Genomic DNA, 25,374 nt, shown 5'->3' on the forward strand with positions numbered 1-25,374 from the left:
GACTATAACTATGAAAAAAATCAAGCTAGCCTATCTTGCCCCTGAGATTCCGGCATTATCAGCGACTTTTGTTTACAATGAAATTTTTCAGCTGGAGCAATTAGGTTATGCGGTCATACCGTTTTCTGTTCACCGGCCAAGTATTCCCGCAGTCGGTAATAAACTGGCTGATCTGGAAGCAAGCGTTTTTCATTTGTATGCGCAAAAGAAACACGTTGTACTTAAAGAGAATGTCCTGTTTTTTTTGAAGCACCCACTTCGGTATCTAAATACGCTGAAGATGCTGTTGTCGGATATGTTCAAGGTGGGTGTTTTGTCTCGAACGGCGATGGGACTGGCTTTTCGCTTTTTTTATTCGGTTATTCTTGCCAAACAGCTTTTAAAAACCGGTGTTCAGCATATCCATGTGCATTTTGCCCATGTGCCTGCCGATATTGCTATGTATGCGGCTTTCTTATCGGGCATCTCTTTCAGTGTGACGGCTCACGCCAATGATTTATTCGAAAGGGCATGGCTATTGGCTGAGAAAGTGAATAGGGCAAAGTTTTTTGTCACTATTTCTGAATTCAATCGGGAATTTCTTCGTCGGCAGGGATGTAATGTTGGTCAGATTGTTGTTGTACGTTGCGGTGTCGATGTTGAACACTTTAACTGCCAGAAAAAATCAGGCTTATCCGATGTGCCTAGAATCGGATTTATCGGTAGACTGGTGGAAAAAAAAGGGGCTGATGATCTGTTGGGTGCCGCAAAAGAACTGAAAAAGCTGGGCATAAATTTTAAATTGGTAATTGCCGGATCGGGGCCGTTAGAAGGTTATCTGGCAGAATTAGCCAGGGAGCTAGGTCTATTTGATGACTGTGTTTCTTTTGCAGGGGCGATTGCCCACTCTGCTATACCTGAGTTTCTCAATGGGCTAGACGTTTTTGTGTTGCCTTGCAAAAAAGATAACGCCGGGGATATGGATGGTATTCCTATAGTGTTGATGGAAGCCATGTTGAGCGGGGTTTCTGTAATATCCACCCATTTATCGGGAATCCCGGAACTGGTTGTTGACCGTGAAACGGGTTTATTGGTTGAGCCTGGAAATAAAATACAGCTTGCAAATGCCATACAGGCTTTAATTGAGGATGAAGCTTTAACCAAACAATTAACTATTAATGCTATTTCCAAAGTTAAAAAGGAGTTTAATTTAAAGGATAATGCTACTCAACTTGCAAAGCTCTTTCAGAAATACGTGATCTCAGCTTGAGCTTTTAATTTTCCATTAGTTAAGGAATGGGCATAAAATAATTTCCTAACGTGTACGGATGATTTTCTGGTGGAGGTGCGGATTCGCCTACCAACAGTGCGAATAAATTCGCATCTACATTCTTTAGATTGATTTCATGCTTATTACTTACTAAAAAACTATTCAATGGATGCTTTTTATCGTCAATCATGGTGTCTTTGCGGTTTGCCTTTCGACGCGGTGAATGCGTCTTCCGCAATTTCAGTTTTAAAACTGGCCATAAAGGAAGACAGGCCGTTTTTCTTATCGACCCCTAATCTTAATTTTCTGATAGCGGCGCAAACGGATAAAGCTTTTCAAGAATCCGTTATAAACAGCGATTTATCGGTTGCTGATGGCATGCCTCTGATCTGGATGTCCAGATTGTTAAACATTCCTATTCCTGAGCGGGTAGCAGGCTCGGATTTGATCGAAGCTTTATTTGCTGAAAAAAACACGCCTCCCATACGCGTGTTTTTTTTTGGCGGAGAGCCTGGGGTCGGTGAGAAGGCTTGCCAGATCATTAATCAGGCTAATGCAGGCTTACAGGCCGTAGGGCATTATTGTCCTGGGTTTGGCTCGATCGAAGGAATGAGTACCAGTGATATTATTGATGAAATCAACCGGCATGAGATTGATTTTCTGATTGTTTCTTTAGGCGCCAAGAAAGGGCAGGCCTGGATTGAGAGAAACAGGCATCAATTAAAGGCGCCGGTGATCAGTCATTTGGGAGCGGTTATTAACTTTTTTGCCGGCACGGTAAAGCGTGCGCCGGTCTGGATGCAGCGCGTCGGGTTGGAATGGTTATGGCGTATTCTGGAAGAGCCCTTGCTATGGAAACGCTATTTTTTCGATGGTTTACGGTTTGCAAAATTATTATCGAACAATGTGATTCCTTATGCTATTTGGATACGTTTAAATCAGAGAAAGTTAAATGAAAGCAAACCGGTTGTTATCAATACTGAAGAAGACGGGCATACGATTAAAATTTATTTGATCGGAACCTGCATTGATAAGACAATTGCCGCGTTAAGGCCGGTTTTTAAAGCGTGTGTTTCAAAAAAGAAAAATGTAACAATTGATTTACAAGCTGTGCCGACAATTGATGGGGCTTTTTTAGGACTTTGTCTGTTGCTTTATAAGCATTTAAATCAACAGGAATGCCAGTTGAATTTCCAGAATATTAATCAGCAAAATATCAGGATTTTTAAATGGAACTCAGCCCAGTATCTAATTCCACAACTTTAACGCTATAAAAATATAATGAATAAGGCGCTTGCCATCTGGAAATTTGATTATCGATATCTGGCGTTAATCAGCTTTGCTTTATTACTGTTATTGACAGCATTTGCCGGCGGGTTACAGGAGTTGCTTGTTCGCTGGGAAAAGCAGGAGGAATATAGCCATGGCTATATGCTTCCGTTGATTACGCTGTATTTTATCTGGCAGCGCAGGAATCTCATTCAACAATCCGATTTTTCGCCTTCCTGGGTGGGATTCGGCATTGTTTTGTTGGCGCTGGCCGTATTTATGGTGGGCGAGATCAGCGCGCTTTTTATACTGATTCAGTATGCCTTTATCGCCGTATTGATAGGCATTGCCTTGTCCATTATGGGCTGGCCGGCAGTCAAGCCGGTCATCGTGCCTATTCTGCTGCTGGCCTTTGCCATTCCGCTGCCTTATTTTCTTGAAGCCAGCCTTTCCGCCAATTTACAGCTGTTATCCTCAAAACTGGGCGTGTATTTTATTCGCTGGTGCCAGATTCCAGTTTATCTGGAAGGCAACATTATTGATTTAGGCGGCTATAAATTGCAGGTTGTGGAAGCTTGCAGCGGGTTGCGTTATCTTTTTCCGCTGATGAGCTTGGGCTTTATCTGCGCCTATATGTATAACACGGTTTTCTGGAAGCGCGCTCTGGTGTTTTTATCGACTATTCCGATCACCTTGTTCATGAATAGCTTCCGCATAGCGGTGATTGGTGTTCTGGTTGATAACTGGGGCTCAAGCATGGCAGAAGGCTTTCTGCATGACTTTGAAGGCTGGGTCGTTTTTATGGCTTGTTTGGGGATTCTAGTAGCGGAAATGATTTTATTGTCCAGGCTTGATGCGGATCGCCGGCCTTTTGCCGAAATTTTTGGTCTGGCGGTCGACCCATCTGTTGGTGATATGGCAAAGGCAAAAGTCAGGCCGTTATCACGCCCTTTTTTTGCGATCATTGCCGGTCTGGTTGTGACCACTATTACGGTATTTTCAATCGATAAGCGGGCAGAGGTCTTTCCCGAGCGCAAAAATTTCCCGTTATTTCCGATGCAGTTGTCAGACTGGCAAGGACAGCAGGCCAGCATGGAAAATACCGTTATCGATAAGTTAGGTTTGTCGGATTATATTCTGGCCGACTTTAAAAAAACCCAGGGCGCGCCGGTGAATTTATATGCGGCTTATTATGCTTCTCAGCGGAAAGGAATTTCTCCGCATTCGCCGCGCGTTTGTATCCCGGGAGGCGGTTGGCAGATTGCCGATATTGAGCGAAAAAATCTGGGGCTTCTCGACGTCAATCGGATTGTGATCAAAAAAGGCGAAATGACGCAGTTGGTTTACTACTGGTTTCAACAGAGAGGCAGAAAGATGGCGAATGAGTATTTAATGAAATGGTACTTGTTCAAAGATGCGCTGTTGTTAAACAGAACCGATGGGGCGCTGGTACGCCTGACTACGATGGTTAATCCCGGTGAAAGCCTCGATCTTGCTGATCAGCGTTTACAGGGGTTTGCCAAAGAGGTTTTGCCGGTTCTGCCGCAATATATTCCTGATTAACTGATGTTGCGCAAGAATCGATTTATGTTCTGTTTTAGTTTTAGTGCGAACATTCCGGTGTTTGATTCATATCTGCCGTGTAGGTGCGAATTCACTTGTGCCCCTTGCGGGTATTCGCACTGCATAGGCTGGTACATTGGCGTTTGCTCCGGGTCGAATACCCACAGGGGCACAAGTGAATTCGACCCTGCAACTGCGCAAAATTAATTCGATCGGAAGCAGTTCGATGCAGTGCAAATATACTTCGGATATAAATAAATTTGCACCGGCGTGTGTATACAGTCCATGCGTAATATCAGTGAATAAATTTCAATTTTTTAAAAGAAGGTTAAGTGATGCAATTAGTTAGAGCTCTGTTATTGACCGGAGTGGCTTTGGGTTTCCAGGCCTGCGGCGACGCGACTGAAAAAGCGCAGCATTATTTGGACAGCGGCAAGGAATTTTACGGCAAGGGAAATTATGAAAAGGCCCGGGTCGAGTTTAAAAATGCGTTGCAAATTAACAATAATCTTTCGGATGCCTACTTTCATCTGGCGTTAATGGATGAAAAAAACCAGAATTGGAAAGGGATGTTTGAGAATTTGTCGCAAGTGGTCAAGCTGACGCCTGATCATGTTGAAGGCCATAAAAAATTGGGACAGCTATTATTGTTGTCCGGCCAGACCGATAAGGCAGCGGCTGAAGCGGAAGCTATCCTGAAGTTAAAACCTGACAATGCTGATGCTCATGTGCTGAAAGGAACGGTTTTATTACGGCAAGGCAACCAGAAGGCGGCTTTGGAAGAGGCGGATAAAGCACTGGCTCTGGCTCCAGACAATAGCGATGCCGTTAATTTAAAAGCCGTTGTGTACATGGAAGGCAAGGATTTTACCCAGGCGCTGGCCATTGTGGAGAATGCGCTTAAAGTCAATGCCAATGATTTGGCGCTCACTATGCTGAAATTGCAGATTGATATCAAAACCAATAAACCGGAGGCGGTGGTAGCGGATTATCAAACTTTGATTAAGAGCAATCCCGATAAACTGGATTTCCAGTATGCGCTGGCCAAATACTATGATGAATCGGGAAAAGATGCCGATGCCAGGTCGGTTTTGCAAAAAGTGATTGACGAACATCCCGATGATTTGAAATCAAAACTGGTTTTGGTCGATTACCTGCATACTAAAGACCCTGCCGAAGCGGTTAAGGTGCTGCAGGGCTATATCGCGCAACAGCCCGATACTGCCGGGTATTATCTGCCGCTCGCCAAGTTGTTGATCAGCCAGAATAAATGGGCGGAGGCAAAAGAGTCGCTCAATTGGCTGATCAATAACAAGCCGGAAGACAAGGAAGGTTTGGCGGCTAAGGTGCTGCTGGCAAAAGTAGCCTTTAGTGACAAGGACCGCGATTCGGCGCAGAAGCTGATTGATGAGGTGCTGTCGGTCAATGCCGGAGACTATGACGCCTTGTTGCTGCGGGCCAGAATCAGATTGCTCAATGAGCAGACCGATCAGGCTGTTTCCGATTTACGCGGCATATTGCGCGATTATCCGAAGTCAGATGAAGCAATGGTTTTGCTGGCTCACGCTTATAACAAACAAAATGCCCATGCGCTTGCTGATGAGCACTTCCGTAAAGCGCTCGATATAAATCCCGGCAATTTTGATGCCGTCATGCCGGTGGTAGCGCAAATGATCAAAAGCAAAGACATTGCCCGGGCTGACGAAGTTTTGCAGAAAGCACTGGCGGTTAAGCCGGATCATGCGGGCGCTTTACAGGCTTTGGCCCAGGTCAGATTGATGAAGAAGGATTGGTCGGGAACCCAGAAAGTCGCTGATGTGATTTCGACCAAGCCAAAGGGCGATGGCTTCTCCAAATATCTGAGCGGCAAGGTCTCGGAAGGACAAGGGCAGTATCAGGACGCGATCGCCAAGTATAAGGAGGCGCTGGCTGTTTCTCCGGGATTGTCTGATGCCTTGGTGGGATTGATGCGCAGTTACGAGGCATTAAAACAGCGCAAAGACATGTTTGCATATCTGGACGAATTTATCAGGGCCAATCCGGAAAATTCTTATCCATTGATTTTGAAAAGCCAGTTGTATGTGCTTGATAAGCGCCCGGATGAAGCACTTAAACTGTTGTCCGGAGCGACTGAGAAGTGGCCCAAGGCAACTGGATTTTATGAAGCTATGGCTGGTATTCATGCCGCAAATCAAGAACGTGAAAAAGCTATTGCAGTAATTCAAAAAGGTTTGGGAAATGACCCTGACAATATCAGCTTAAGAATGATGCAGGCCGCTATCTATGAGAAAAGCAACGATTATGATAAGGCTGTGGAAAATTACGAAGCGGTGATTGCCAAGAACCCGAATGTTGATATTGCGGTGAACAATCTGGTTTCATTGCTGCTTGATCGCTATAAAACCAAGGAAAATATTGAGCGCGCCGTAAAACTGGCTGCACGTTTTGAGAAATCCGAACAGCCCTATTTTCATGATACTTACGGATGGGCGCTCTTAAACAGTGATCGCAATGACGAGGCGCTGAGGGTGTTTAAGGATGTTGTTGCCAAAATGCCCGAAGTTCCTGTTTTCAAATATCATTTAGGCCTTGCTCATCATAAGCTAAACAATAATTCTGCCGCCACTGCCGAACTGGAAAAAGCGCTGGCGATAGGCGAGAAACAAAAAAGCTTTGTCGAGAAAGAGGCCGTGGAGAATTTGTTGAAAGAAATTAAGGCTGAAAAGCCGGTGTAGCTGAACAACACTGGTTTACCAGTATCGCCGTTATTTCCATGTGTAGGGTCGAATTCATTCGACCCGAGGCACTTGTATAGCGGCTTATAGCGCTTGGGAAGTGCGAATAAATTCGCACCTACGCGAACTTTGCCCGCTTTCGGCTGAAAAAGCTCAAGAACTGCTTTGCCACCATTCTGAAACGCCTGCCGCAGCCTCGCTTCGACAGATGAATTGAACTGGTTAATAAAATTATCGATCATAAAGAAAAGAGCGTAGATTGTTCATGGATGATTCCCATTGGGTTTGCTGGAAAAACAAAGCATGCGAAAGATGGGTGCTCGCATGAGTTTTTTATACATTTCTTAAAGTTTTATGTCCAAATTCACCAACTGGAAATCCTGGTCGGGAAAAATCAGCAACCCGTTTTCGAATGCCTCCGCCTACATAGATAAGATCGTCAAGCCTCAAGTCGATAAGGCTGCGGAAGATAAAATAAAAGCCATCCATGAACGTTTGCCGGTTCCGGTATTCTGGCTGTTGGGCAAGACGCAGAGCGGCAAAAGCTCCATCATCAGGACACTAACCGGCTCATCCGCCGCGGAGATCGGCAATGGCTTTAAGCCGTGTACTCGCACGGCCATGTTGTTCGATTTTCCCGATGCCGAAACTGCATTTCTGCGTTTTCTCGATACCAGAGGGCTATCCGAGAAGGGTTATGATGCCAGCGAAGATATGAAATGGTGCGAACAGCAGGCGCATCTTGTGATCGTCGTGATCAAGGCCATGGATCATCAGCAGGAAGCGGTCCTGGCTGCACTAAAACAAGTTCATAAAGTGCATCCGAAATGGCCGGTCATCGTGGCCCAGACAGCCTTGCATGAAGGCTATCCCAACCGGGCCATGGCGCATATCCAGCCTTATCCGTTTGCTGACGGCCGAATCGGCGAGTCGGTGCCTGCCGATCTGCGCTGTTCGCTGTTAAAGCAGCGCGAGTACTTTGCCGGCATTAATGCGACATTTGTGCCGCTCGACTTCACCTTGCCGGAAGATGACTATGCGCCGTCGGATTATGGCCTGGATGCCTTATGGGCCGCTATAGAACAGGCCTTGCCATTGGGTCTTCGGGCCATGCTGGAAGACCATATTGGCGATATCAATGATGTGTACTGGCAGACCGCGCATCCTCATGTCATCGGCTATGCGATATCAGCCGGGCTGGCCGCCGCTATTCCGGTGCCGGCAGCCAGTTTGGGCACCGTGGTTGCAATTCAGAGCAAACTTTTTCACAGTATTGCCCATGTGTATGGCTTGCCGCTAACTAAGCAGAGTATCAGGGAAATCGTCAGTGCTGTTGGCATGGGGGCGCTGGCACGTATGGGCGGACGTGAACTGCTCAAGCTGATTCCGGCTTACGGGCAGACAGTCGCGCTTAGTGTTGCCGGTGTTTATACGGCTGCCGCTACCTATGCCTTGGGTAAAACGCTGTGTTTTTATTTCAGCAAAACTCAGCAAGGCAAGGTTTTAGGCGCAGATAAGCTGCGTGAAGTATTCAATGCGGAATTAGCCCGCGGCAGGGAACTGCTACGCAGTTCCATAAAGAAACAGGTTTAATAATGCGCTTTCCTACAAACTGGCTTTGGACCATTGTATTCCTGCTGTTGATTTTGCCGTGGCTTGCCTTAATCGGGCTGGGCATTTTTTGGTTGTGGCAACACCACTATCTGGTCACAGGGTTCATAACACTGGCTTCGTTTTACGGCGCAGCCACACTTTTGAACCACTGGTTGAAACATCAGCAAATAGAGCCGTTCCAACTGCCGGATGTGCAGGCGGATCAGCGTTGGTCGCCTGCCGCAGAGACTGTTTGGGCTGAAATTGATAAGATGGCGGACGAGATCAATCCGGCCGATTATCCGTTGACCGATAGCGCGCGTTTGCTGCTGCTGGCGCAGCAGGTCATCCGCAAAGTGGCGCGGCATTTCCGGCCCAAAGCGGGTAAGGCCGAACTCGATATCCCGTTGCGCAATATCCTGTTCATTACCGAACAAGTCAGCCGCGATATGCGGCAGTTACTGGATGAGAGGATCCCGTTCAGCCATTTGCTGACCATCGATGAAGGCCTGAAACTCTGGAAATGGAAACAAAGGCTGGAAAAAGGCCACTTCATCTACCGTATGGGCAGAATGCTGCTCAGCCCTGCCACGGCCATACCGGCCGAGCTCTCCGGTTTTTTCCAGGGCAAGGTTGCGCAATATCCGAAAGGACTCCTGGAGCAGTGGCTGCTGCGGACGCTGATAAAGAAGACCGGTTACTATGCCATTGCGCTGTATAGCGGACAGTTAGCGCCGCCGGTATTAACCGAGTCTGGGCCGTCCCCTGAATCGGCACCCGAAACGAAGCAGCCTTTACGTATTCTGGTAGCCGGGCAATTGAAAGCGGGAAAATCTAGCCTGATCAATGCATTGCTTGGCGAATTGCGTGCCGCGACGAATGTGCTGCCTCTCACTGACGAATTGACAATCTATAAGCTGGCGCCGGATGACAGTAGTGAACTGTTGATCTTCGACAGTCCAGGCTATGGCGATAAAATTCATTGGTTCGAGAAGGAGCCGGAACGCGCGCTGGGTGGCTTTGATCTGGTGCTGCTGGTTTGTTCGGCAACACAGGCAGGGCGCGAAGCCGATGCCCAGTTTTTGACCGATTTGCGCAATTGGTTTGATCAACGGTTGCACCGCAGCATGCCGCCGGCCTTAGCCATAGTTACGCACATCGATCAATTGCGGCCCCTGCGGGAATGGCAACCGCCCTATGATGTGCAGGCGCCGCAAAACGAGAAAGCGCGCAATATCCGGGATGCGCTGGAAACAGTGTCTGAAGCCTTGCACATTGCCATGTCTGATTGTATACCGGTCAGCCTGCAAACGAGCGGCGTCTATAACATTGACGCTATCTGGGCGGCTCTTGCGGATAAATGGCCTGAAAGCAAACGGGCCCAGTATTTGCGCTGTCTGCCCGAAGGCAGGAGCAAAGAGAAATTACGCCTGATATGGATGCAGATGGCTAATTTGATCAGAATATAATAAAGTGAAGATTGATGTTTAGGATTCGGTTAAAAAACAACTTCCCGACTTGCCGGCGCTTATGTAGGGGCGAATTCATTCGCCCTGGGCGACTTCCAACAGGTTACGCGTCAAAATTCAGGGAAGTTATTTTTCGCCCTATCCTTAACAGAAGTGGGCGTTGGGGCAGGGGTGTGAGTGCGTCGGCGCAACAACAGCATAAAGGCGCCTCCGAGGCTTCATATAGGTTTTAGCAGTTTTTAACTAACAATAATGATAGAAAAATACGAAACCCTGGTCATTTATCACGCCGATTGCCTGGATGGGCTAGGCGCCGCCTGGAGCGCTTTTTGCAAGCTGGGCAACCATGCCCGTTACATTCCTGCACGCCATGGTGATGAGTTCCCGGCCTTTGAAGCGGGAGCTGTGATTTACATACTGGATTTCTCCTATCCGCCCGAACAATTGCTTGCTGCCTCGAGGCAGGCCGGCCAGATTATCCTGATCGATCACCATATTACCGCCATGGAGCAGTGCGAGGTTTTTTTTCACAGAAGTTTCTCCGCGGACCCTTCCGTTTCGAAAGCCCATGAGACGCGGTCTGAATCTAGAGTCATGGCTCAGCCTCTGCCGGAAAACCTTGCCTTATATTTTGATATGGCCCGAAGCGGCTGCGTACTGGCGTGGCAACATTTTTTCCCGGAACGTCAGCCGCCAAAAGTCCTGCTGCACATCGAGGATCGCGACCTCTGGAAATTCAAATTAGCCGGTACACGCGAAATAACCAGTGCGCTTTACGAACGGATGCCGATGACGTTGCCCGAAATGGGTACGATCGATCTGGATGAGCTTCTGCAAATTGGCAGAATGTACGTCGAATTCCACCAGAAGATAGTAAAAAGGCTGGAGAAAATTGCGCACCCGGTCATGTTGAACGGGCAAAAAGGGCTGGCCGTTAATGCGTCATCCTCTTTCTCCAGCGAGCTCGGGCACGTTTTGGCCGAGAAATCGGGGACATTCGGCATGACTTATCAATATGACGGCAGAAAGCAAAAATGGCAGTTTTCACTTCGCTCCATCGGCGATTACGATGTCGGTCATCTGGCGCAAGCTTTCGGCGGAGGCGGGCATAAGAATGCCGCCGGCTTTGTATTGGATGACAATCCGTTTATCAAGAGGAAGGGCAGTTAATACTACAAAGCCAATATGTAACTTAGTGCCCGCTACCGCATGGCTTGTTAGCCAAAGTGCTGGCCGACCTTGGCAAGCCAGGCCTGCCGGGCGCGAATTGTCTGGTCATGGCGTTCATCATGCATCTCACCTATGCCTAGTACTCAGTCAATCCTTACTTGACGGGTAAAAGTAAATCCGTTCGTCCTGCCCCTTCGGCTACGCTCAGGACTAAAGGCTTTGTCGAAGGATGAGTGGATTTACGTCAAGCCTATTTACAGACATATCAATACTGACTGAGTACTAGAGCAAACAAGAAAATGTTGAAAAAGCGTTTGTCCCGCATCAAGCGAGAACCATATCAGTGAAAGATAACTTCATTAGATCCGACATTCACATCGCCGGTAGAAGTCACTACGATGCCTTGCTTGCCTCTTTGATTGGGATCCTGAAGTTCAATGTAGTTGCCAGTGATCAGGATCCGATCCGATTTAACGGTATCCTCGGCTCTGACGGGCACCTTAATGCCTGTAAAACTAAAATCCTGAGAGTGCGTAATGATATTGTTTAAAATTTGTAAATCCGTGCAGGAAGCGCAACCGATACCGACATTGCCGACATTGGTCACCTTATTGCCTGTAATTATCACATTGCTGAAAGACTCTTCGGTCGCATAGCCGGGATCGACACTGATGCCCCAGCAGGTCTGTTCAGCTGCGCCGAAAGCTTCAAAAACCGTATTGTCTTTAATGGTCAGATCCTGCACGACCCCATGAACCACTAGGGATACGCCCGCGCATTTGCCGGCAACGAAAGCCGACTTGTTTAAAATGTTGTTAGAAATGGTAATGCCGGAGTTATTGGCCCCGGAGATATAAATGTTATGGTTAAATATTTTCTGGCCAAAGCCGTTATTGGTGAATTTATTATTGTCTATGACACAATCATCACAACCGCCCAGCCAGCCTTGGTTCTTATTGTTAATAATCGTCGAGTTCCTTAACACGATATTCTCATTGACTTTGTTGGCGCCGGGATTGGGCGGATTAGCGCTCGCCGAGTATATGCCAATATCAAAGCCATCAATTGTAACGCCCTCAATTGTGACATAGTCCACGTCGTTGAACAGGAAAATGCCATTTCCGGTACCGGTTCCCTTGAGCGACAGATTTCTAACGACATAGCCTTCATCATGATCGGCATTGCCGCCATCCTGAAAATTCAATACCCCATTGGCGCCGCTGCTTTTAATAACAGGTAATCGGGCGGATGTAGGAGCTATTCTGGGCGGTATATAGTCAGCTAGGGTACATGGCGCATCCAAAGCACAATGTTGATTGAATAATCTGGGAAAGGATGAAGTGAATGTCCCGTTCCTACAAAACAAAATACTATCCCCGGCGTTCAAGGTGCCGAATCTTGACATGGCAAAATCAAACGTCGCCCATGGCTCAAAAATCGATAAACCTGTATTACTGTCTGAGCCATTATTGCAGACGTAATAATTCTGTGCATGGGCTGGGCTGGAAAACAGGCAAAGCAACAATAAGCCTGCCTTAAAAGACAATAGATGTTTCTTTGCTATAACAATCCGAATCAGCTTAAGAATGGCAAGCTCAATCATATTCATATCAATGACCGTCAATGGCTTTGCAGCTACCGTATTCGATACTTTTCCAATTGTTTTCATAATTGTTTCCTCTATATAAAAATATCATTGGGTCAATGTAATCTGAAAAAACAGTGTCTAACTGCACATTGTCATGTGGTCTAGGTTTGGCTACTAAAATCAGTATGTAACTTGATGTGTACCTAGCGATGAGCCCGAGTACGATCAGAAGATAAAATGCGGATATTGCTGAGGTCTGTGCGCAACCGTACATTGAACGATAAATTGCTGTCTGAAAACTTTTCGCGGCAATAGTGCTAATCTTACAGTTGCAAATTAAGGAATATTGACGCTGCCTGTATAATTGAAATGTCCTTTGCTTCAGTATATTGACGAGATGCATGGTGGACACCCTGACCAGACAGTTCGCGCCCGGCCAGGCCGGGTTTGCCAAGGTCGGTCGGCACTTTGGCCGACAAGCCATGCAGTAGCGGGTAATCAATTGGATAACAAGTCCGCTCAGCCCCATTGGTTGGCACAGCACATGACCGAGCAAGTCGTAGTAGCTCAAGTGCCGTTTGCCTGGCTCACCGGCGATACCTGGAAATGACTGTGGCGGTATTCCGTACAAGGTCGTGCATATCCTCGGCCGATCGCGGCGGCGAAGACGCCATCAAGCCGTGGTCCGTGCCTGCCACTGCTATCGGAGGGAGAAAAAAATCGGGGACCGTAGACTAAAACAAGTAATTTTGCTGGCGATCTGGCAAAGAAGATTGATTTACAAACGATGCAATAACATCGATCTCACCCAGTGCAACACAAGACCCAATAAGAACAATCCAACACACAAGAACATTGATTGTGAGAATTTTTAAAATTGCCCAATTAACCATTGCTACTTATATCGGCATAACCAAGTCAAGATAAAAAAAGCCCCTGATCGGGGCTAAATAGTAGGTCTGAAAGCAAATGCTTAGTCAATCCATGGCGACTTCAAAAGCCTTCGATTTATATATTACAGTGAGTTTGTTACAGTTTGATAACAATGTAATTTTTTGACAAATATAGTGAGCCCGGTTGATCTTAAAAACGAACCATGCCGGCGCCGTTAGGATTCAGCATGGGGTGTCGGATTAGCTACGAACCTTTGTATCAAGGCTTCAAGACATAAACAAAACAAGAAAAGTTATTGGAATTACCGTTGCACTTTTTATCTGTGGGCTCACAACTGTCATCAAAATGTAATTATTGGCAGACATAATAGACGATTAGTAGTTTAAAAATGCCAGCTTATGTACCGTCAATTCTCCGTGTTGCTCCGTTTCCTGATCGCTAAATACAAAAGAAAAAAAATTAATCGGCCTTTTTTCGAGTGTTACGCCGTTATGCTTCTGTGCTCTCTTAGTGCTGAGTTTATGCTGGATTTCATAAGCTGATCCAGCATTGCAAAGAATTCATAAAGAAGCGCTATTGCATAAGTATCGGGTTTATATGCAGTGATAGTTGAGCTTCACTTCTTCAGTCAATCCCAATTTCGATTTTTCATAAAGCTAAGGATGGTGTTCAGATGAGTACCGGATTCAGTTTCTGAGAACAACCGAATTAATCTTCATAGAAGGCGCCATTGTTAGATTGTGGCTTATTTTATATTGAGCAGCATGCACTTAAGAAACGACGGAGAGGCAAAACGATAAGGCGCAAGTCTTGTCTTTTACCGGCCGCCGCGGTCGAGGCTGCTTAAATCGGGCGGCGGCAAGACAAGGAACCCCTCGGGCACCAGACTGGTCGCCAACATCACTTCATTGATATCGCGATGCTCGGACCAGGCCAGGGACTGCCTGTGTTCGGGATCGCGCCAGAAAGACTCGATCCTCTCGCCAAAGGGCACGTACTCCATCAGCTCACGCAGCCGCAGGCGCACGAGTTTATGCAGCCGTAAGCGCACGCCATCGGCTGTGTGCGGCTGAATCGGATCGCGGCTGGCCGCTTCTCCCATCAGGCGCACTGCTTGCAACCCGATCGCCAGGCCGAGTTCGCGAAAGGCGAGCCGATACGCCGCCGGTAGCTGCAATTCGCCGCTCGCGGCGTAATATTGCAAACCTTTGAGCGCTGTCTCGAGCATGGCTTCAAGAAGGTGCAGGTCCGCCATACTTCCTTGCCGCAGCAATTGCTCCAGGCGGTAGGCGTCCATTAGCAGGCAGCCAATCCCGAGCGGATCGGTTGTTCTTAAATCATCCGCTGCAATCATGGCTTTAGCCTGCCGGATCTCATCGTTGAGCCTGGGGCCGTCGCCCGCTTGCGGGAGCCCGGCAGCAGTGGATTGAAGCTGAATGTATGTGATATATGCGTCCAGCGGATCATGTTGGCCCATAGAGGAGACGAGCGGGCGCTTCAGGTCGATGCTCATCTTCCAATACATCCGTCGCGGACCGCCTGCGGAGGGGAGATAAGTGAAAGCATGGTGCGCTGCTTCAGCGAGTTCCTGTGCCCAGTCATTAAACTGCGGATTTCCTGTCGAACGCGTCAATTGGTCGAGCGCGTGCATCCATTTGGTCAGATAGTGAAAGTACTGGCCGTCGCGGTCCCATTCCAGTCGCTCGTCGAAGGACTGATTGGGACTGCGCTCGGGAAGCTCTTTGCCGATCCGAAGCCCGCCGCGGGTCGGATGTTCCTCCCCCGCGCGCTCGTTTAATCCGCCGATCCAGCCCGCGCGCGAATCATCAGCACGGTGTCGTCCCAGCGTGTGATGCACGCGATCAACCAGGCGCAGAGCCTGTTCTGTGTGGCGCTTTTCCCCGGTCGCCCGCGACAGGCCAAGAAAATTGCAAACCGCGAAGGCGTCTGTCCACAGGTAGCGCCGCTGAGGGCGCTCGGAGCTCAGCCCTGTGCGTTCCGCAAAACCGGTCATCAGCTCGATAGCTTCTCGTACACGGGAATCCGGCATGGTTCTGGCCTCTTCTTGCGGATTTGCAACCGCCGTCGCGAGTGCAAGAAATAAGATCATCAGGCAGGCAAAACTGCGCATCGGCGATGCTTTCCTACGGTGTCTTTACTGTTTGATATTCCATATCAGCACTAAGCCAAGCTTATCTGTTGGCCGCAAAAAAAGCCCCCAATTAACGGGAGCGAGGTGGCTGCTAGAGTGCTGCTATGATCAAGTTATCTGCTTCTATCGACATCGTGTAACTGTTAGCGTTTCGTCAAGCCGTAGCCGATGCGCTCCAAAAAAGGTGAGCGCGCCAGTTGCAAAAAAGCCAGTCACAGCATCATTATCCGGCCAGTTTTGAAGAACTGGAGCGGACGGCCGGCAAAAAAAATACCGGCAGCCGACTATGCAAAATATGACAAGCCAATGGTCTCAGGTTAATTCCTAAAACAGTGCAACAAGGAGCGATAGCCATGAGCTATATTAAAAATGCTTATAAATATCCTTATATTACCGATCTGATTAACAATGGCGGCGGATTAAGCCTGGAGTATATCGTTGATATGAAAATCATCGTTTTTGCATTTGACGAGGGCGGAGCTATCTGGCAGGGTAAAAGAGGCTACGATTCCATTGAAGCGCTGCTGGACGATGCGGAAGCCGGGATAAAAAAATGGGCTGACGAGCGATGGTGATGATAACGCTGGCATATTTTTATCCTGTTTTTTGTCAAAAAGCTGAAAGACAGGCACTCGGGAAGGAATCTAAAACAAATGCAGAAGCCTTTGCTTCGAAGGCAACCTGGCCAAAGTTGGCTAGTCAATTTCTCTCCATAGCGTTCAAAACCGTCAGGCTAAACATTATTGCAACAGAACCGCCAAAAATACATTAGACTGCGCAGCTGATAAATTTCCTTCAACTTACAACTGCTGTACTGACAGGACTTGCGCAAGCATATCTACTTAAAATTTAAATGAATTCAAATCTGAACTATTTTTCTTTGCTGAAAATCAAGAATGGAAAACTATCATTAATAAATCGTTGGAGACTAAAAATGAGTATAAAGAACATCGTATTATTGTTGGCCATGGCGAGTGTTATGCAAGGCTGTGTTTTGACTAAAATAGTGTCGGTACCGATGCGTTTAGGCGCCGCCGTGGTTTCGATCGTACCGGTTGTGGGCAACACTGCGCATGATGGGATCGATGAAGCGGCCGAAGTTGTTGATGATGTTCCAATTTGATTCATAGCTGAAACAGTATTTGACAGCACTGATTTCAACACAAGTTTCAGGAGGAGTATTGGCCCTAATAACCGGGGTTAATACTCCTGACTCAACCTCTTTATGGTTTCTTTATCCTGCGCCAGCGGAAGATTGCGGGCGACCGCCTTGACAAAACTGTGAATATCTTCGGCAGCAAGATGTCTTGTCAACGTAAATCGGATGCCCGATTTGCGATGCGAGACGGCCGGATAAACGGCATGGTTCGTGTAAAAGCCCTCTTCCTGCAGACGTTTGGCCATGTAACCGGCGGCAATAGGATGCCCCAGTTTGATGTAAAAAATGGGCGATTGCGATGGGGGCGCTAAAGGCAGATTGTATTCCTTGAGCAGAAGGTTGCACAGCGAAATGCGATCTTTTATCTCCTTCTGCAGGCGTTGAATTTCAGGCGACAGATGGATGCGGGCCGAAGCAATCGCAGCGCCCAGCATGGGCGGCTGCATAGGGCCCGAGAAAATCATGGGGCCGCCGCAGTTTTTAACCTGGCGATGCATCTGGGCCGATGGAAAGATTAGCACGCCGCCTCCGGCCGCGAATCCTTTACACAAAGACGTGGCGACTACCATGCGTTCCTGAATGGGCATTTTATCGAGGACGTAACCCCGGCCATGCTTGCCGGTCCAACTCATGCCATGCGCGTCGTCAAAGTACAGATGCAGTTGCTCGTAGCGCTGCAACAGCGCGCCTAAGGCGCCCACGGGGGCCAGATCGCCAAACATGCTGTAAATGCCGTCTGTCAGATACCAGATATGGTTGTATTCAGAACTCAGCGCGCTAATGCGCTCTTCCAGGAACTCCAGGTTGCCGTGGGGCAGGATTTCGACCGGAACGCCTTGCACCTGCACGAGTTTCGCAGCCGTTTGAACACTGTTGTGCGCCATCTGGTCGATAAGGATCGCATCGCCTTTTTGAATGAGGACGGGGAGGGCGGCTATATGGCCGAGTGTCGTCGTGGGCGTGACCAGCACATGGCCTTCGAACAGTTGCTCCAGCAGTGATTCCAGTTCCCGATAAGGCGTGGCGGAGAGATAGGTCCTTGAAACAGCAAACTGAGTGCCAAAGCGCATAGCGGCATCGATAGTGCCTTGTCTAAGCCGCTTATCCAGTTCCAGTCCCAAATAACTGCAGAGCGCGAAATTGACCAGATGCCTGCCGTTCAGGCAGATAGTCCTGCCATTGTAAAACGCGTCTTCAGTCGTATGTTGAGCCAGGCCATGATGAGCGCCTGCTGTTATTATTTCGTCAAAATCGGTGACCCAGCTTGATTTAATAGCCATTACATAGTCCTAACTGAAGGGCATTATTTTTACTGATCCTGCGGTCTGAGGGTATAGTAAATTTGCTTTTTTGTGACAAACTTCAAACATAGGCAGGGGCATGAAGATAACTTTGCTGATCTGCTGCAGCATCAGGTTTTTCCTGAGATCAACGGATTGTTAAGATTGCGCCACAGTCAACTTCGGCTGAACTAAAATTTTGGAGTGTGATAGGCAGCCCGGAAGAGGACTGTGACAGATGCAAGGTTAAGTCATGAAACTTAACTCAAACTTAACAATCACTCTGGATTGAGGAAATAACCGTGTTTTGAATGAAGCCGGTTATATCGAATAAAGACAACCTATTACTGTTAATAAGGACTATCCAATGAAATAATAGTAATTAGTTGAATTTTTTAATATTTAAATCAAGCTTGGATAATAACCTCACACCTTATCAAACCGGCTTTTTAGCCAGGACATTCGCCGCGCACGCCTTGACTTACCGTTCATTGTCGGTCGCCAGGCAGGGCATCGTGTTATCGGGCAATGAGATCCATACAATCCCGTTCCTGCAGATCGCGCCCGGCATAGCAATTGAGCGAGGCTATTTTTGGGATGCCTTGGCAATTCATCTGGAAGACGGTCAGATTATTCGCTTTGGCGGCATTTCAAAGAAAAAGGCAGGCAGTCTCCAAGTCGAATTAAACCGGCGGACCCAAAACTACATCAAAGGTTTCTATCAGACCATTATTCCCGACCTGAGGCAGGCCAGTGAGCAAGCGCAGGCTTTATTTCATGGCCAGCGCTACATTCGGCAACCTGCTGCCATGCAATGGCTGAAAAACCATGAGCATTTGCGTGACGGCATTTGCCGTTCGGATATTTCACATTACCTGTCTAGAGAAGAATATCAGCTGATCGAACTGGTCCGGCCCTTCCTGGAAAAGGGCTACGATCATATTGCTAAAATCAATGACAGTTACGTCCGATCTCAGCTTAGGACATATCGGGACTATTTCGACCGGATTGAAAGCAATCCGTTAACGGACAGGCAACGCAAAGCCTGCGTGACCGATGAGCAGCATAACCTGGTGCTGGCGGGCGCCGGCACCGGCAAGACCAGCACCCTGGTAGGCCGGGCGGGTTATCTTTTAAAATCGGGGCTTGCGGCACCCGGTCAAATTCTGATGCTGGCCTATGCCAACAAGGCCGCCAGGGAAATGGAGGAGCGCATTCAGGCCAGGCTGGGTATCAGCACATTGACGGTCAAGACTTTCCACAGCCTCGGCAAACAGATCATTACCGAAGTCGAAGGCGCGGTGCCGGCTATTGACAAAATGGCCGAAGACGAAGCGCTGAGAGCCCGGTTTGTCGATGACCGGATCAGACAGTTTCTGCTCGACCAGCGCTATAAATCCCGGCTGGTCACTTACTTTACGCGCTTTATTTATCCCTATAAAAGCCAGTTCGCCTTTAAAACCGAAGGCGCCTATCATGCCTATATCCTGGAGAACGAAATCCGCACGCTGCAGGGCGAACTGGTCAAGAGCTATGAGGAATGCGAAATCGCCAATTTTCTGTACCGGCAGGGCATCGTTTATGAGTATGAAGCCAATTATCAGGTCAATACGGCCGGGCCGGATTTCAGAGCCTACCAGCCCGATTTTTACCTGCCTGAATACGGGCTTTATATCGAGCATTTCGCCGTCAATGAAAAGAACGAAACCCCATCCTTCATCGACCGGCAAAAATACCTTGAAGGCATGGCCTGGAAGCGCGCATTGCATGAGGCGCATAAAACGCGGCTGATCGAGACGTTCAGCTATCAAAAACACCAGGGCATACTCACCGAGGCGCTCAGAACGCAATTGCTGGCCGTCGGCGTTCGATTCAGGCCGCTGCCGGATGATCAACTGCTGAGCCGGTTACGCGAATTCGGCGAAATATCCAGATTCAGCGAACTGATCGCGAAAGTGCTGGCCTTGTTCAAGGCGGCTTTCCTGTCCATAAAAGACCTGAGCAGTCTAGCCCATCAGCATGAGGATAAGGAGCGCATGCTGGCGGCGGTGCTGCTGTTTGAACCGGTTTACCAGGCTTACCAGCAGCACCTGAACGACAATGGCACCATCGATTTTGACGACATGATCGGCAAGGCCATCAGCTATGTCGAATCCGGCCGGTATCGTTCGCCTTACCGGCATGTGCTGGTCGATGAGTTTCAGGATATTTCGGCGAGCCGGGCCCGGCTGGTCAAGGCGCTGCTGGCACAGCATGCCGATAACAGCCTGTTTTGCGTCGGCGACGACTGGCAGTCCATTTATCGCTTTACCGGCAGCGATGTATCGATCACGAGGGACTTTGAAAAACACTTCGGCTTTACAGCCACGAGCGTGCTCGACAAGACTTTTCGCTTCAATAACAAAATAGGCGAGGTTGCGTCCCGTTTTGTCTGCCAGAATCCCGCCCAGATCAAAAAACAGATCAAAAGCCACCGTCAGGTCGACGGGCCGGCTGTTTCACTGATCAAAACCAGTACCGAATCAGTCGGCCTCAATGCGGCGCTGGCCCGTATCTCGCAAAAACAGCCTGAAGGCGCCAGCGTGCTGATTTTGGCCCGGTTCCATTTCAGGCAGCCCGAGCTGTCCGGCCTGAAGCGCCAGTATCCGCAGTTAAACCTGCAATTTATGACGGTTCATGCGTCTAAGGGCAGGGAGGCCGATTATGTGATTGTCCTTGGACTGGAGCAAGGCAAACAGGGCTTTCCTTCGGAAAAAGCCACGCATGCGCTGCTGGAATTGCTGTTGCCTGAAGCGGAAGACTATCAATACGCCGAGGAAAGACGGCTGTTTTATGTCGCCCTGACGCGGGCCAGGCATCATATTTATCTGATCACCGACGGCAACAAGGCGTCGAGTTTCGTCCGCGAGCTGGTCGACGACCGATACGCCATTCTGGCCGATGAGTTTCAGGGGCACGGTTTCCAAAAGCAATTAGCCGATACGCCCTGCGATCGCTGTCAAACCGGTTATATGATTGCCAGAAAAAGCCAGTACGGCATTTTTTACGGCTGCAATCAATATCCGCTCTGCAGCCATACGCAAAAAGGCTGTCCGAAGTGCGGCAGTGCCTTGATTACGAAGGGACGCTCCAGGGTTTGCAAAAACAGGGACTGTGAGGTTGAAGAACCGGTCTGCCCGAAATGCGGCGGCAGCATGGTCCTGCGCAAAGGCAAATACGGCCAATTCTGGGGATGCGCCAATTACCGGCCGCATGCCGGATTCTCCTGCAATCATACCGAGCAGGCGGTAAACTCTGGTACAAAAGTCGGGTTGCCGGACCAGGATTACATCACTTGATGCCATTCCGGCCGGATAATTCAGTTAACAACAGAGAGGATAAACATGGCATTTGAACTGAATCCGCTACGGACGGGAGGCAGGCGCCCGGCCGGCGTACTGAATATCGCCCATCGCGGCGCGCGCGCATTTGCGCCCGAGAATACACTGGCCGCGTTCGAGAAGGCGAAGGGCTTCGGTTGCCTGATGTTCGAGCTGGATGTCCATCTGTCGAAAGATGGCGAATTGATTGTGCATCACGACGAACAGCTCACACGCTGCACCGATGCCGGCGTGATATTTCCGGGCCGTGGCAGTTATGCGATTTCCGATTTTACTTATGATGAATTACGGCAACTGGATGCCGGCAGCTGGTACGTTGAACAGTTGTCATTGCCGGCCTCCCGGCGGCAGTGGTTTCTGCAAGGCTTGACTGAAGAAGAGATCGAGCAATTTGTCAGCGCGCAGGATCTTGCCTTTTATGCATCCGGCGAGATCAGGCTGCCTACATTACGGGAGGCTCTGGAACTGGCGTTGTGTAAAGATCTGATGGTCAATATCGAGCTTAAGGCATTGCCGCGCATGTATCCGGACATGGCCGAAACGGCTGTGGGGCTCGTTGAGTCACTGGCCATGGAAAACCGCGTTTTGATTTCATCGTTTGATCACGAACAGCTGGTCAGCGTGCGCCGGCTCTCAAAAGCTATAGCGACGGGTGTTTTGACTGGGGATAGGCTGGCAAAACCGGACGCCTATCTGGCGCTGCTCGATGCCGATGCCTATCATCCAGGCGCTGATTCGGTGGGCCTTAATTCATTAGCCCGAAAGCTCGATCCGTGCGGCATTACCGATGTGCTGGCATCTAGCCGCGCCGTCAATGTCTGGACCTGCAATGACAAGGACGAGATGCGACAGCTGATCGCGGCTGGCGTGACCGGCGTGATTTCGGATTTCCCTAACCGGGTTCGTGATGTATTGCAGGAATAATGTGGGGACAACTTCTCCTAAGGCGCCTACTGTTGGCAGTCGCCTTAACAGTCGGTTCTATTGCCGGCAGTCAGGCAAAGCGGTCGGGCAGCCAGCCCCGATTCACGCATTCCCGAAAACACCAGCCCGGCATGGTTTCGGTCTTGTAGCTCCAGAAGAACCAGCCCAAGTATTTCTCGAAAGTGGCCAGCTGGGCTGCGGCATAGCCGCGATAAGCAACGGCCAGCTGGAACTCGTCCATGTCTGTCAAGTTATGATCGAAAGGCCCGTCCGCCCAGAGCGAGACCATTTTTAAATCCAGTCCTAGACTCCATTCGCCGACATAAGTCGGCAGGCCGAGATGGCCGATGATGTCGTCGGCTTCATTTTTCCAGTCAATGGCGGCCTTTTTTATATGCCCATAAATGTCCGTGTTGACATCGGCAGGGACAAAACACTGGTAGCGGTGAATATCGAATACGACATTGTTGAACTCGGGCTCCTGAAGAAAGCCCGCATATTCCGCATACGAGCGGAAGCCGTCATGGAAGACCACGGCGACATCGCGGGCCTGGCAATACCGGCGTATCCGGCGGTAGCCATCGGTTGTGTATCGCTTTAACAGCGCCGTATCGATGTCCCAGCGCGGCTCGTTCAATACCTCGATGGCGTGCAGGGCGGGGCGGCTGCGGTAGCGCTCGGCTAGGCGCTCCAGTACCTGCAACGAATAGTCGATATACTCCGGCTTGGTATGCCACTCGCAGACGCTTTGGATGCCGCCGTTATCAAAACCGTTCTGGCAGCCGGGCGCGGCATGCAGATCGAGCACGATCAACAGTCCGCACTCCTCGGCCCAGTCGAAAGCGCTGTCGAGAATTTCCAGGCCGCCCTGAACATACGGATACGAAACCGAGCCATAGGCGCGGTGGTAAGGATAATCAGGGCCGATGATCCAATGGCCGACCGGAATCCGGACCGCATTGATGCCAATCCGGGCCAGCCAGACGAAATCCTCGCGCGTGATAAACGTATCCCAATGCCTTTTCAGCACTGATTCGGCGCGCGGGCCGAGTTCCACGCAAAAGGAGGTCTCGTCCACGGCTTGCAGACCCTCAAAGAGGCTCGGCGTCATCCATTTTTCCAACAGCAGCCAGCCGCCGAGATTGACGCCGCGCAGCTTCTTGCCGCATTTATTGTCAAATACCGGTTTCATTTATCGCCCTGCCGTGATTACAGCACAATCCGGCGCTGATGAAACATCTCAGCCTTGGGCTCATTGCTGATTGTCAGCATGGCGGCATCGGGCAGCATCTGACTGATCAATCGCATCATTTCGGTTTCTCCCTCGGGGTCCAGCGAATCGAACGCGGTTTCCGACAAAATCCATTTGGGTTTCTGCAGCAGCACGCGGACCACGCCCAAACGCTGCTGCTGTTCGCGCGGCAGCACTTTTTCCCAATCATCGATCTGGTCAAGCTGCTCGATTAATTCCGGCAGACCTACAAGCTCAAGCGTCTCTTTGAGCACGGAAGGACTGAAGTCGTCGCAGGAGGACGGATAACAAATGGCTTCGCGCAGCGTGCCGGTCGGCAGGTAAGGCCGCGGCGGCATGAAAAACATATATTCATCATCGGGCAGTTCAATACGGCCTTCGCCCCATGGCCATAGGCCCGCTATGGCCTTGAGCAATTTGGAACCGGTAAAGATATTACCGGTAATAAGAACCCGTTCGCCAGTTTTGATCTCGTCATTGAGTTGCGATGCACAGACAATGCCGTCGAGCCGACTGATGCACAGATTGTCGAAACGCAGGGTCGGCTTATCCGTTTTTACCAGTACAATGCGGTGCGGATCAGGACGCACGATCTCGTCTTCCAGATCGTCCAATGCCTGGATCAGGCTCAATACACGCTCAACCGAAGCCCGCCATTGGGCGACTAAGGCCATGTTATCGACCGGCCAGGATAGGGCGGAAGCCACGTGCTGGAATGACTGGGCCGACTGCATCAGCGCGCCCAATGTGATGGTTCCCCAAATATAGCGCGGCGCCGACACCAGAACAGGGACGGCTGTAGACAACACTGAGTAGCCGGAAGTAAAAAGCAGAATATGCGTCCAGGCGCGGGTTTGTTGGTTATAAGCGTCAATAATATCCTGGAAAAGTTTCTGAAAATGTTTTTTCTCGTGAGTTTCGCCATGAATCAGAGCAATTGCCAGGGAGCTTTCGCGCGCTTTCACGAGACTAAAACGGTAATTGGCTTCCATGGTTTGCCGGATATTGGTCGTTTGGCTTAAAGGTTGGCCGATCAACCAGCCCAAAGCCGACGCGCCGGCTGCATAAATTAGCGCTACCCAGACCAGATGCCCATAGATGGGCATTTCAATAAAGCCCAGATCAAGCGTGACAACGCCTGAAAGTGTCCAGAGAATTTCAATAAAACTGATCAGTATCAGCAGGCTGTAAAACAACGAGTGAAACAGGGCAATGCCGTCTTCAGTGGCAATACGGATATCTTCCGCGATGCGGCTGTCCGGGTTATCGTGCCCGGTGGTCTGTAAGTGGGTGATTTGATAATGACGGCCTTTGTTCATCCAGCGATTGGTCACATGATCGGTCAGCCAGGCTCGCCAGCCGATCTGCAGACGGCGCTTGACCGTTAAATGCAGGCCTGTGGCCGCCATGCTAGCGGCAAAAATCAATACGAGCAGCCCGATCTGTCTGAAAAATCCTGACATCGAGCGCTGCTCCAGCGCATCGAATAATGCGGCGCTCCACTCCGTGATGATGACAGCAATAAACATCTGCACGATGGTCAGCGCAATCAAGGCCAAGGTCAGTTTGCGAATGGTTGCCTTGTCTTCCGAATGCCAGTAAGCGCCGGCCAAGCGTATGAATTGGATAAAAAAATCGCTGGATCCCATGGGTGATTCTCCGCGTTGGGGTGAAAATATTACATAAAGCTCAGGCTT

The 25,374-nt window shown here is 49.4% G+C and carries 16 protein-coding genes; 11 read left to right on the top strand and 5 right to left on the bottom strand.

The features are described 5' to 3' along the window. Positions 1-10 precede the first annotated feature (10 nt). The 7 genes from ACTNE6_RS05445 to ACTNE6_RS05475 all read left to right on the top strand — a co-directional run bounded on the left by ACTNE6_RS05445 (position 11) and on the right by ACTNE6_RS05475 (position 11,048). The gene (locus ACTNE6_RS05445) at positions 11-1,249 is read left to right on the top strand and encodes a glycosyltransferase family 4 protein (protein WP_442498887.1); all 1,239 of its coding nucleotides are present in this window, start codon (positions 11-13) and stop codon (positions 1,247-1,249) included. A 165-nt stretch (positions 1,250-1,414) separates the two neighbouring features. After that, on the top strand, positions 1,415-2,515 hold the full coding sequence (locus ACTNE6_RS05450) for a WecB/TagA/CpsF family glycosyltransferase (RefSeq protein WP_442498888.1): 1,101 nt from the start codon (positions 1,415-1,417) through the stop codon (positions 2,513-2,515). 15 nt (positions 2,516-2,530) lie between these two features. Continuing rightward, on the top strand, positions 2,531-4,081 hold the full coding sequence (gene xrtD / locus ACTNE6_RS05455) for a VPLPA-CTERM-specific exosortase XrtD (protein WP_442498889.1): 1,551 nt from the start codon (positions 2,531-2,533) through the stop codon (positions 4,079-4,081). Positions 4,082-4,416: 335 nt separating this feature from the next. Next, positions 4,417-6,816, top strand: coding sequence for a tetratricopeptide repeat protein (locus tag ACTNE6_RS05460; RefSeq protein ID WP_442498890.1), 2,400 nt, complete (start codon positions 4,417-4,419; stop codon positions 6,814-6,816). Between the two features lie 354 nt (positions 6,817-7,170). Beyond that, complete coding sequence (locus ACTNE6_RS05465; protein WP_442498891.1) at positions 7,171-8,409, top strand: YcjF family protein; 1,239 nt, start codon at positions 7,171-7,173, stop codon at positions 8,407-8,409. A gap of 2 nt (positions 8,410-8,411) precedes the next feature. Then, a complete protein-coding gene (locus tag ACTNE6_RS05470; RefSeq protein WP_442498892.1) occupies positions 8,412-9,878 on the top strand; it encodes a GTPase in 1,467 nt (488 codons plus the stop codon). A 252-nt stretch (positions 9,879-10,130) separates the two neighbouring features. Next, positions 10,131-11,048, top strand: coding sequence for a DHHA1 domain-containing protein (locus ACTNE6_RS05475; protein WP_442498893.1), 918 nt, complete (start codon positions 10,131-10,133; stop codon positions 11,046-11,048). A gap of 340 nt (positions 11,049-11,388) precedes the next feature. Here the strand turns inward: ACTNE6_RS05475 and ACTNE6_RS05480 are convergent, their stop codons facing one another. Together ACTNE6_RS05480 and ACTNE6_RS05485 are read right to left on the bottom strand one after the other, a co-directional pair. Next, complete coding sequence (locus ACTNE6_RS05480) at positions 11,389-12,252, bottom strand: right-handed parallel beta-helix repeat-containing protein (protein ID WP_442498894.1); 864 nt, start codon at positions 12,250-12,252, stop codon at positions 11,389-11,391. 2,095 nt (positions 12,253-14,347) lie between these two features. Beyond that, on the bottom strand, positions 14,348-15,661 hold the full coding sequence (locus ACTNE6_RS05485; RefSeq protein WP_442498895.1) for a hypothetical protein: 1,314 nt from the start codon (positions 15,659-15,661) through the stop codon (positions 14,348-14,350). A 374-nt stretch (positions 15,662-16,035) separates the two neighbouring features. Between ACTNE6_RS05485 and ACTNE6_RS05490 the strand changes: the two genes are divergently transcribed. Together ACTNE6_RS05490 and ACTNE6_RS05495 are read left to right on the top strand one after the other, a co-directional pair. Next, positions 16,036-16,257, top strand: coding sequence for a hypothetical protein (locus ACTNE6_RS05490; RefSeq protein ID WP_434482991.1), 222 nt, complete (start codon positions 16,036-16,038; stop codon positions 16,255-16,257). A 359-nt stretch (positions 16,258-16,616) separates the two neighbouring features. Next, entirely contained in the window at positions 16,617-16,805 is a 189-nt protein-coding gene (locus ACTNE6_RS05495; protein WP_442498896.1) for a DUF6726 family protein, read from the top strand. A gap of 77 nt (positions 16,806-16,882) precedes the next feature. Here the strand turns inward: ACTNE6_RS05495 and ACTNE6_RS05500 are convergent, their stop codons facing one another. Beyond that, a complete protein-coding gene (locus tag ACTNE6_RS05500) occupies positions 16,883-18,121 on the bottom strand; it encodes an aminotransferase class I/II-fold pyridoxal phosphate-dependent enzyme (RefSeq protein ID WP_442498897.1) in 1,239 nt (412 codons plus the stop codon). 413 nt (positions 18,122-18,534) lie between these two features. Between ACTNE6_RS05500 and ACTNE6_RS05505 the strand changes: the two genes are divergently transcribed. Together ACTNE6_RS05505 and ACTNE6_RS05510 are read left to right on the top strand one after the other, a co-directional pair. After that, positions 18,535-21,459, top strand: a complete 2,925-nt coding sequence (locus ACTNE6_RS05505; protein ID WP_442498898.1) for a UvrD-helicase domain-containing protein — start codon at positions 18,535-18,537, stop codon at positions 21,457-21,459. Between the two features lie 45 nt (positions 21,460-21,504). Beyond that, the gene (locus ACTNE6_RS05510; protein WP_442498899.1) at positions 21,505-22,425 is read left to right on the top strand and encodes a glycerophosphodiester phosphodiesterase; all 921 of its coding nucleotides are present in this window, start codon (positions 21,505-21,507) and stop codon (positions 22,423-22,425) included. 70 nt (positions 22,426-22,495) lie between these two features. Here ACTNE6_RS05510 and ACTNE6_RS05515 read toward each other — a convergent pair whose 3' ends face one another. After that, positions 22,496-23,617 carry a glycoside hydrolase family 5 protein gene (locus tag ACTNE6_RS05515; protein WP_442498900.1) on the bottom strand — a complete coding sequence of 374 codons (1,122 nt, stop codon included), beginning with the start codon at positions 23,615-23,617 and terminating at the stop codon, positions 22,496-22,498. 17 nt (positions 23,618-23,634) lie between these two features. Continuing rightward, the gene (locus tag ACTNE6_RS05520) at positions 23,635-25,326 is read right to left on the bottom strand and encodes an ABC transporter ATP-binding protein/permease (RefSeq protein ID WP_442498901.1); all 1,692 of its coding nucleotides are present in this window, start codon (positions 25,324-25,326) and stop codon (positions 23,635-23,637) included. Between the last annotated feature and the right edge of the window lie 48 nt (positions 25,327-25,374).

The sequence above is a fragment of the Methylobacter sp. sgz302048 genome (assembly GCF_052162025.1).
In the GTDB taxonomy this organism is placed as follows: Bacteria; Pseudomonadota; Gammaproteobacteria; order Methylococcales; family Methylomonadaceae; genus Methylobacter.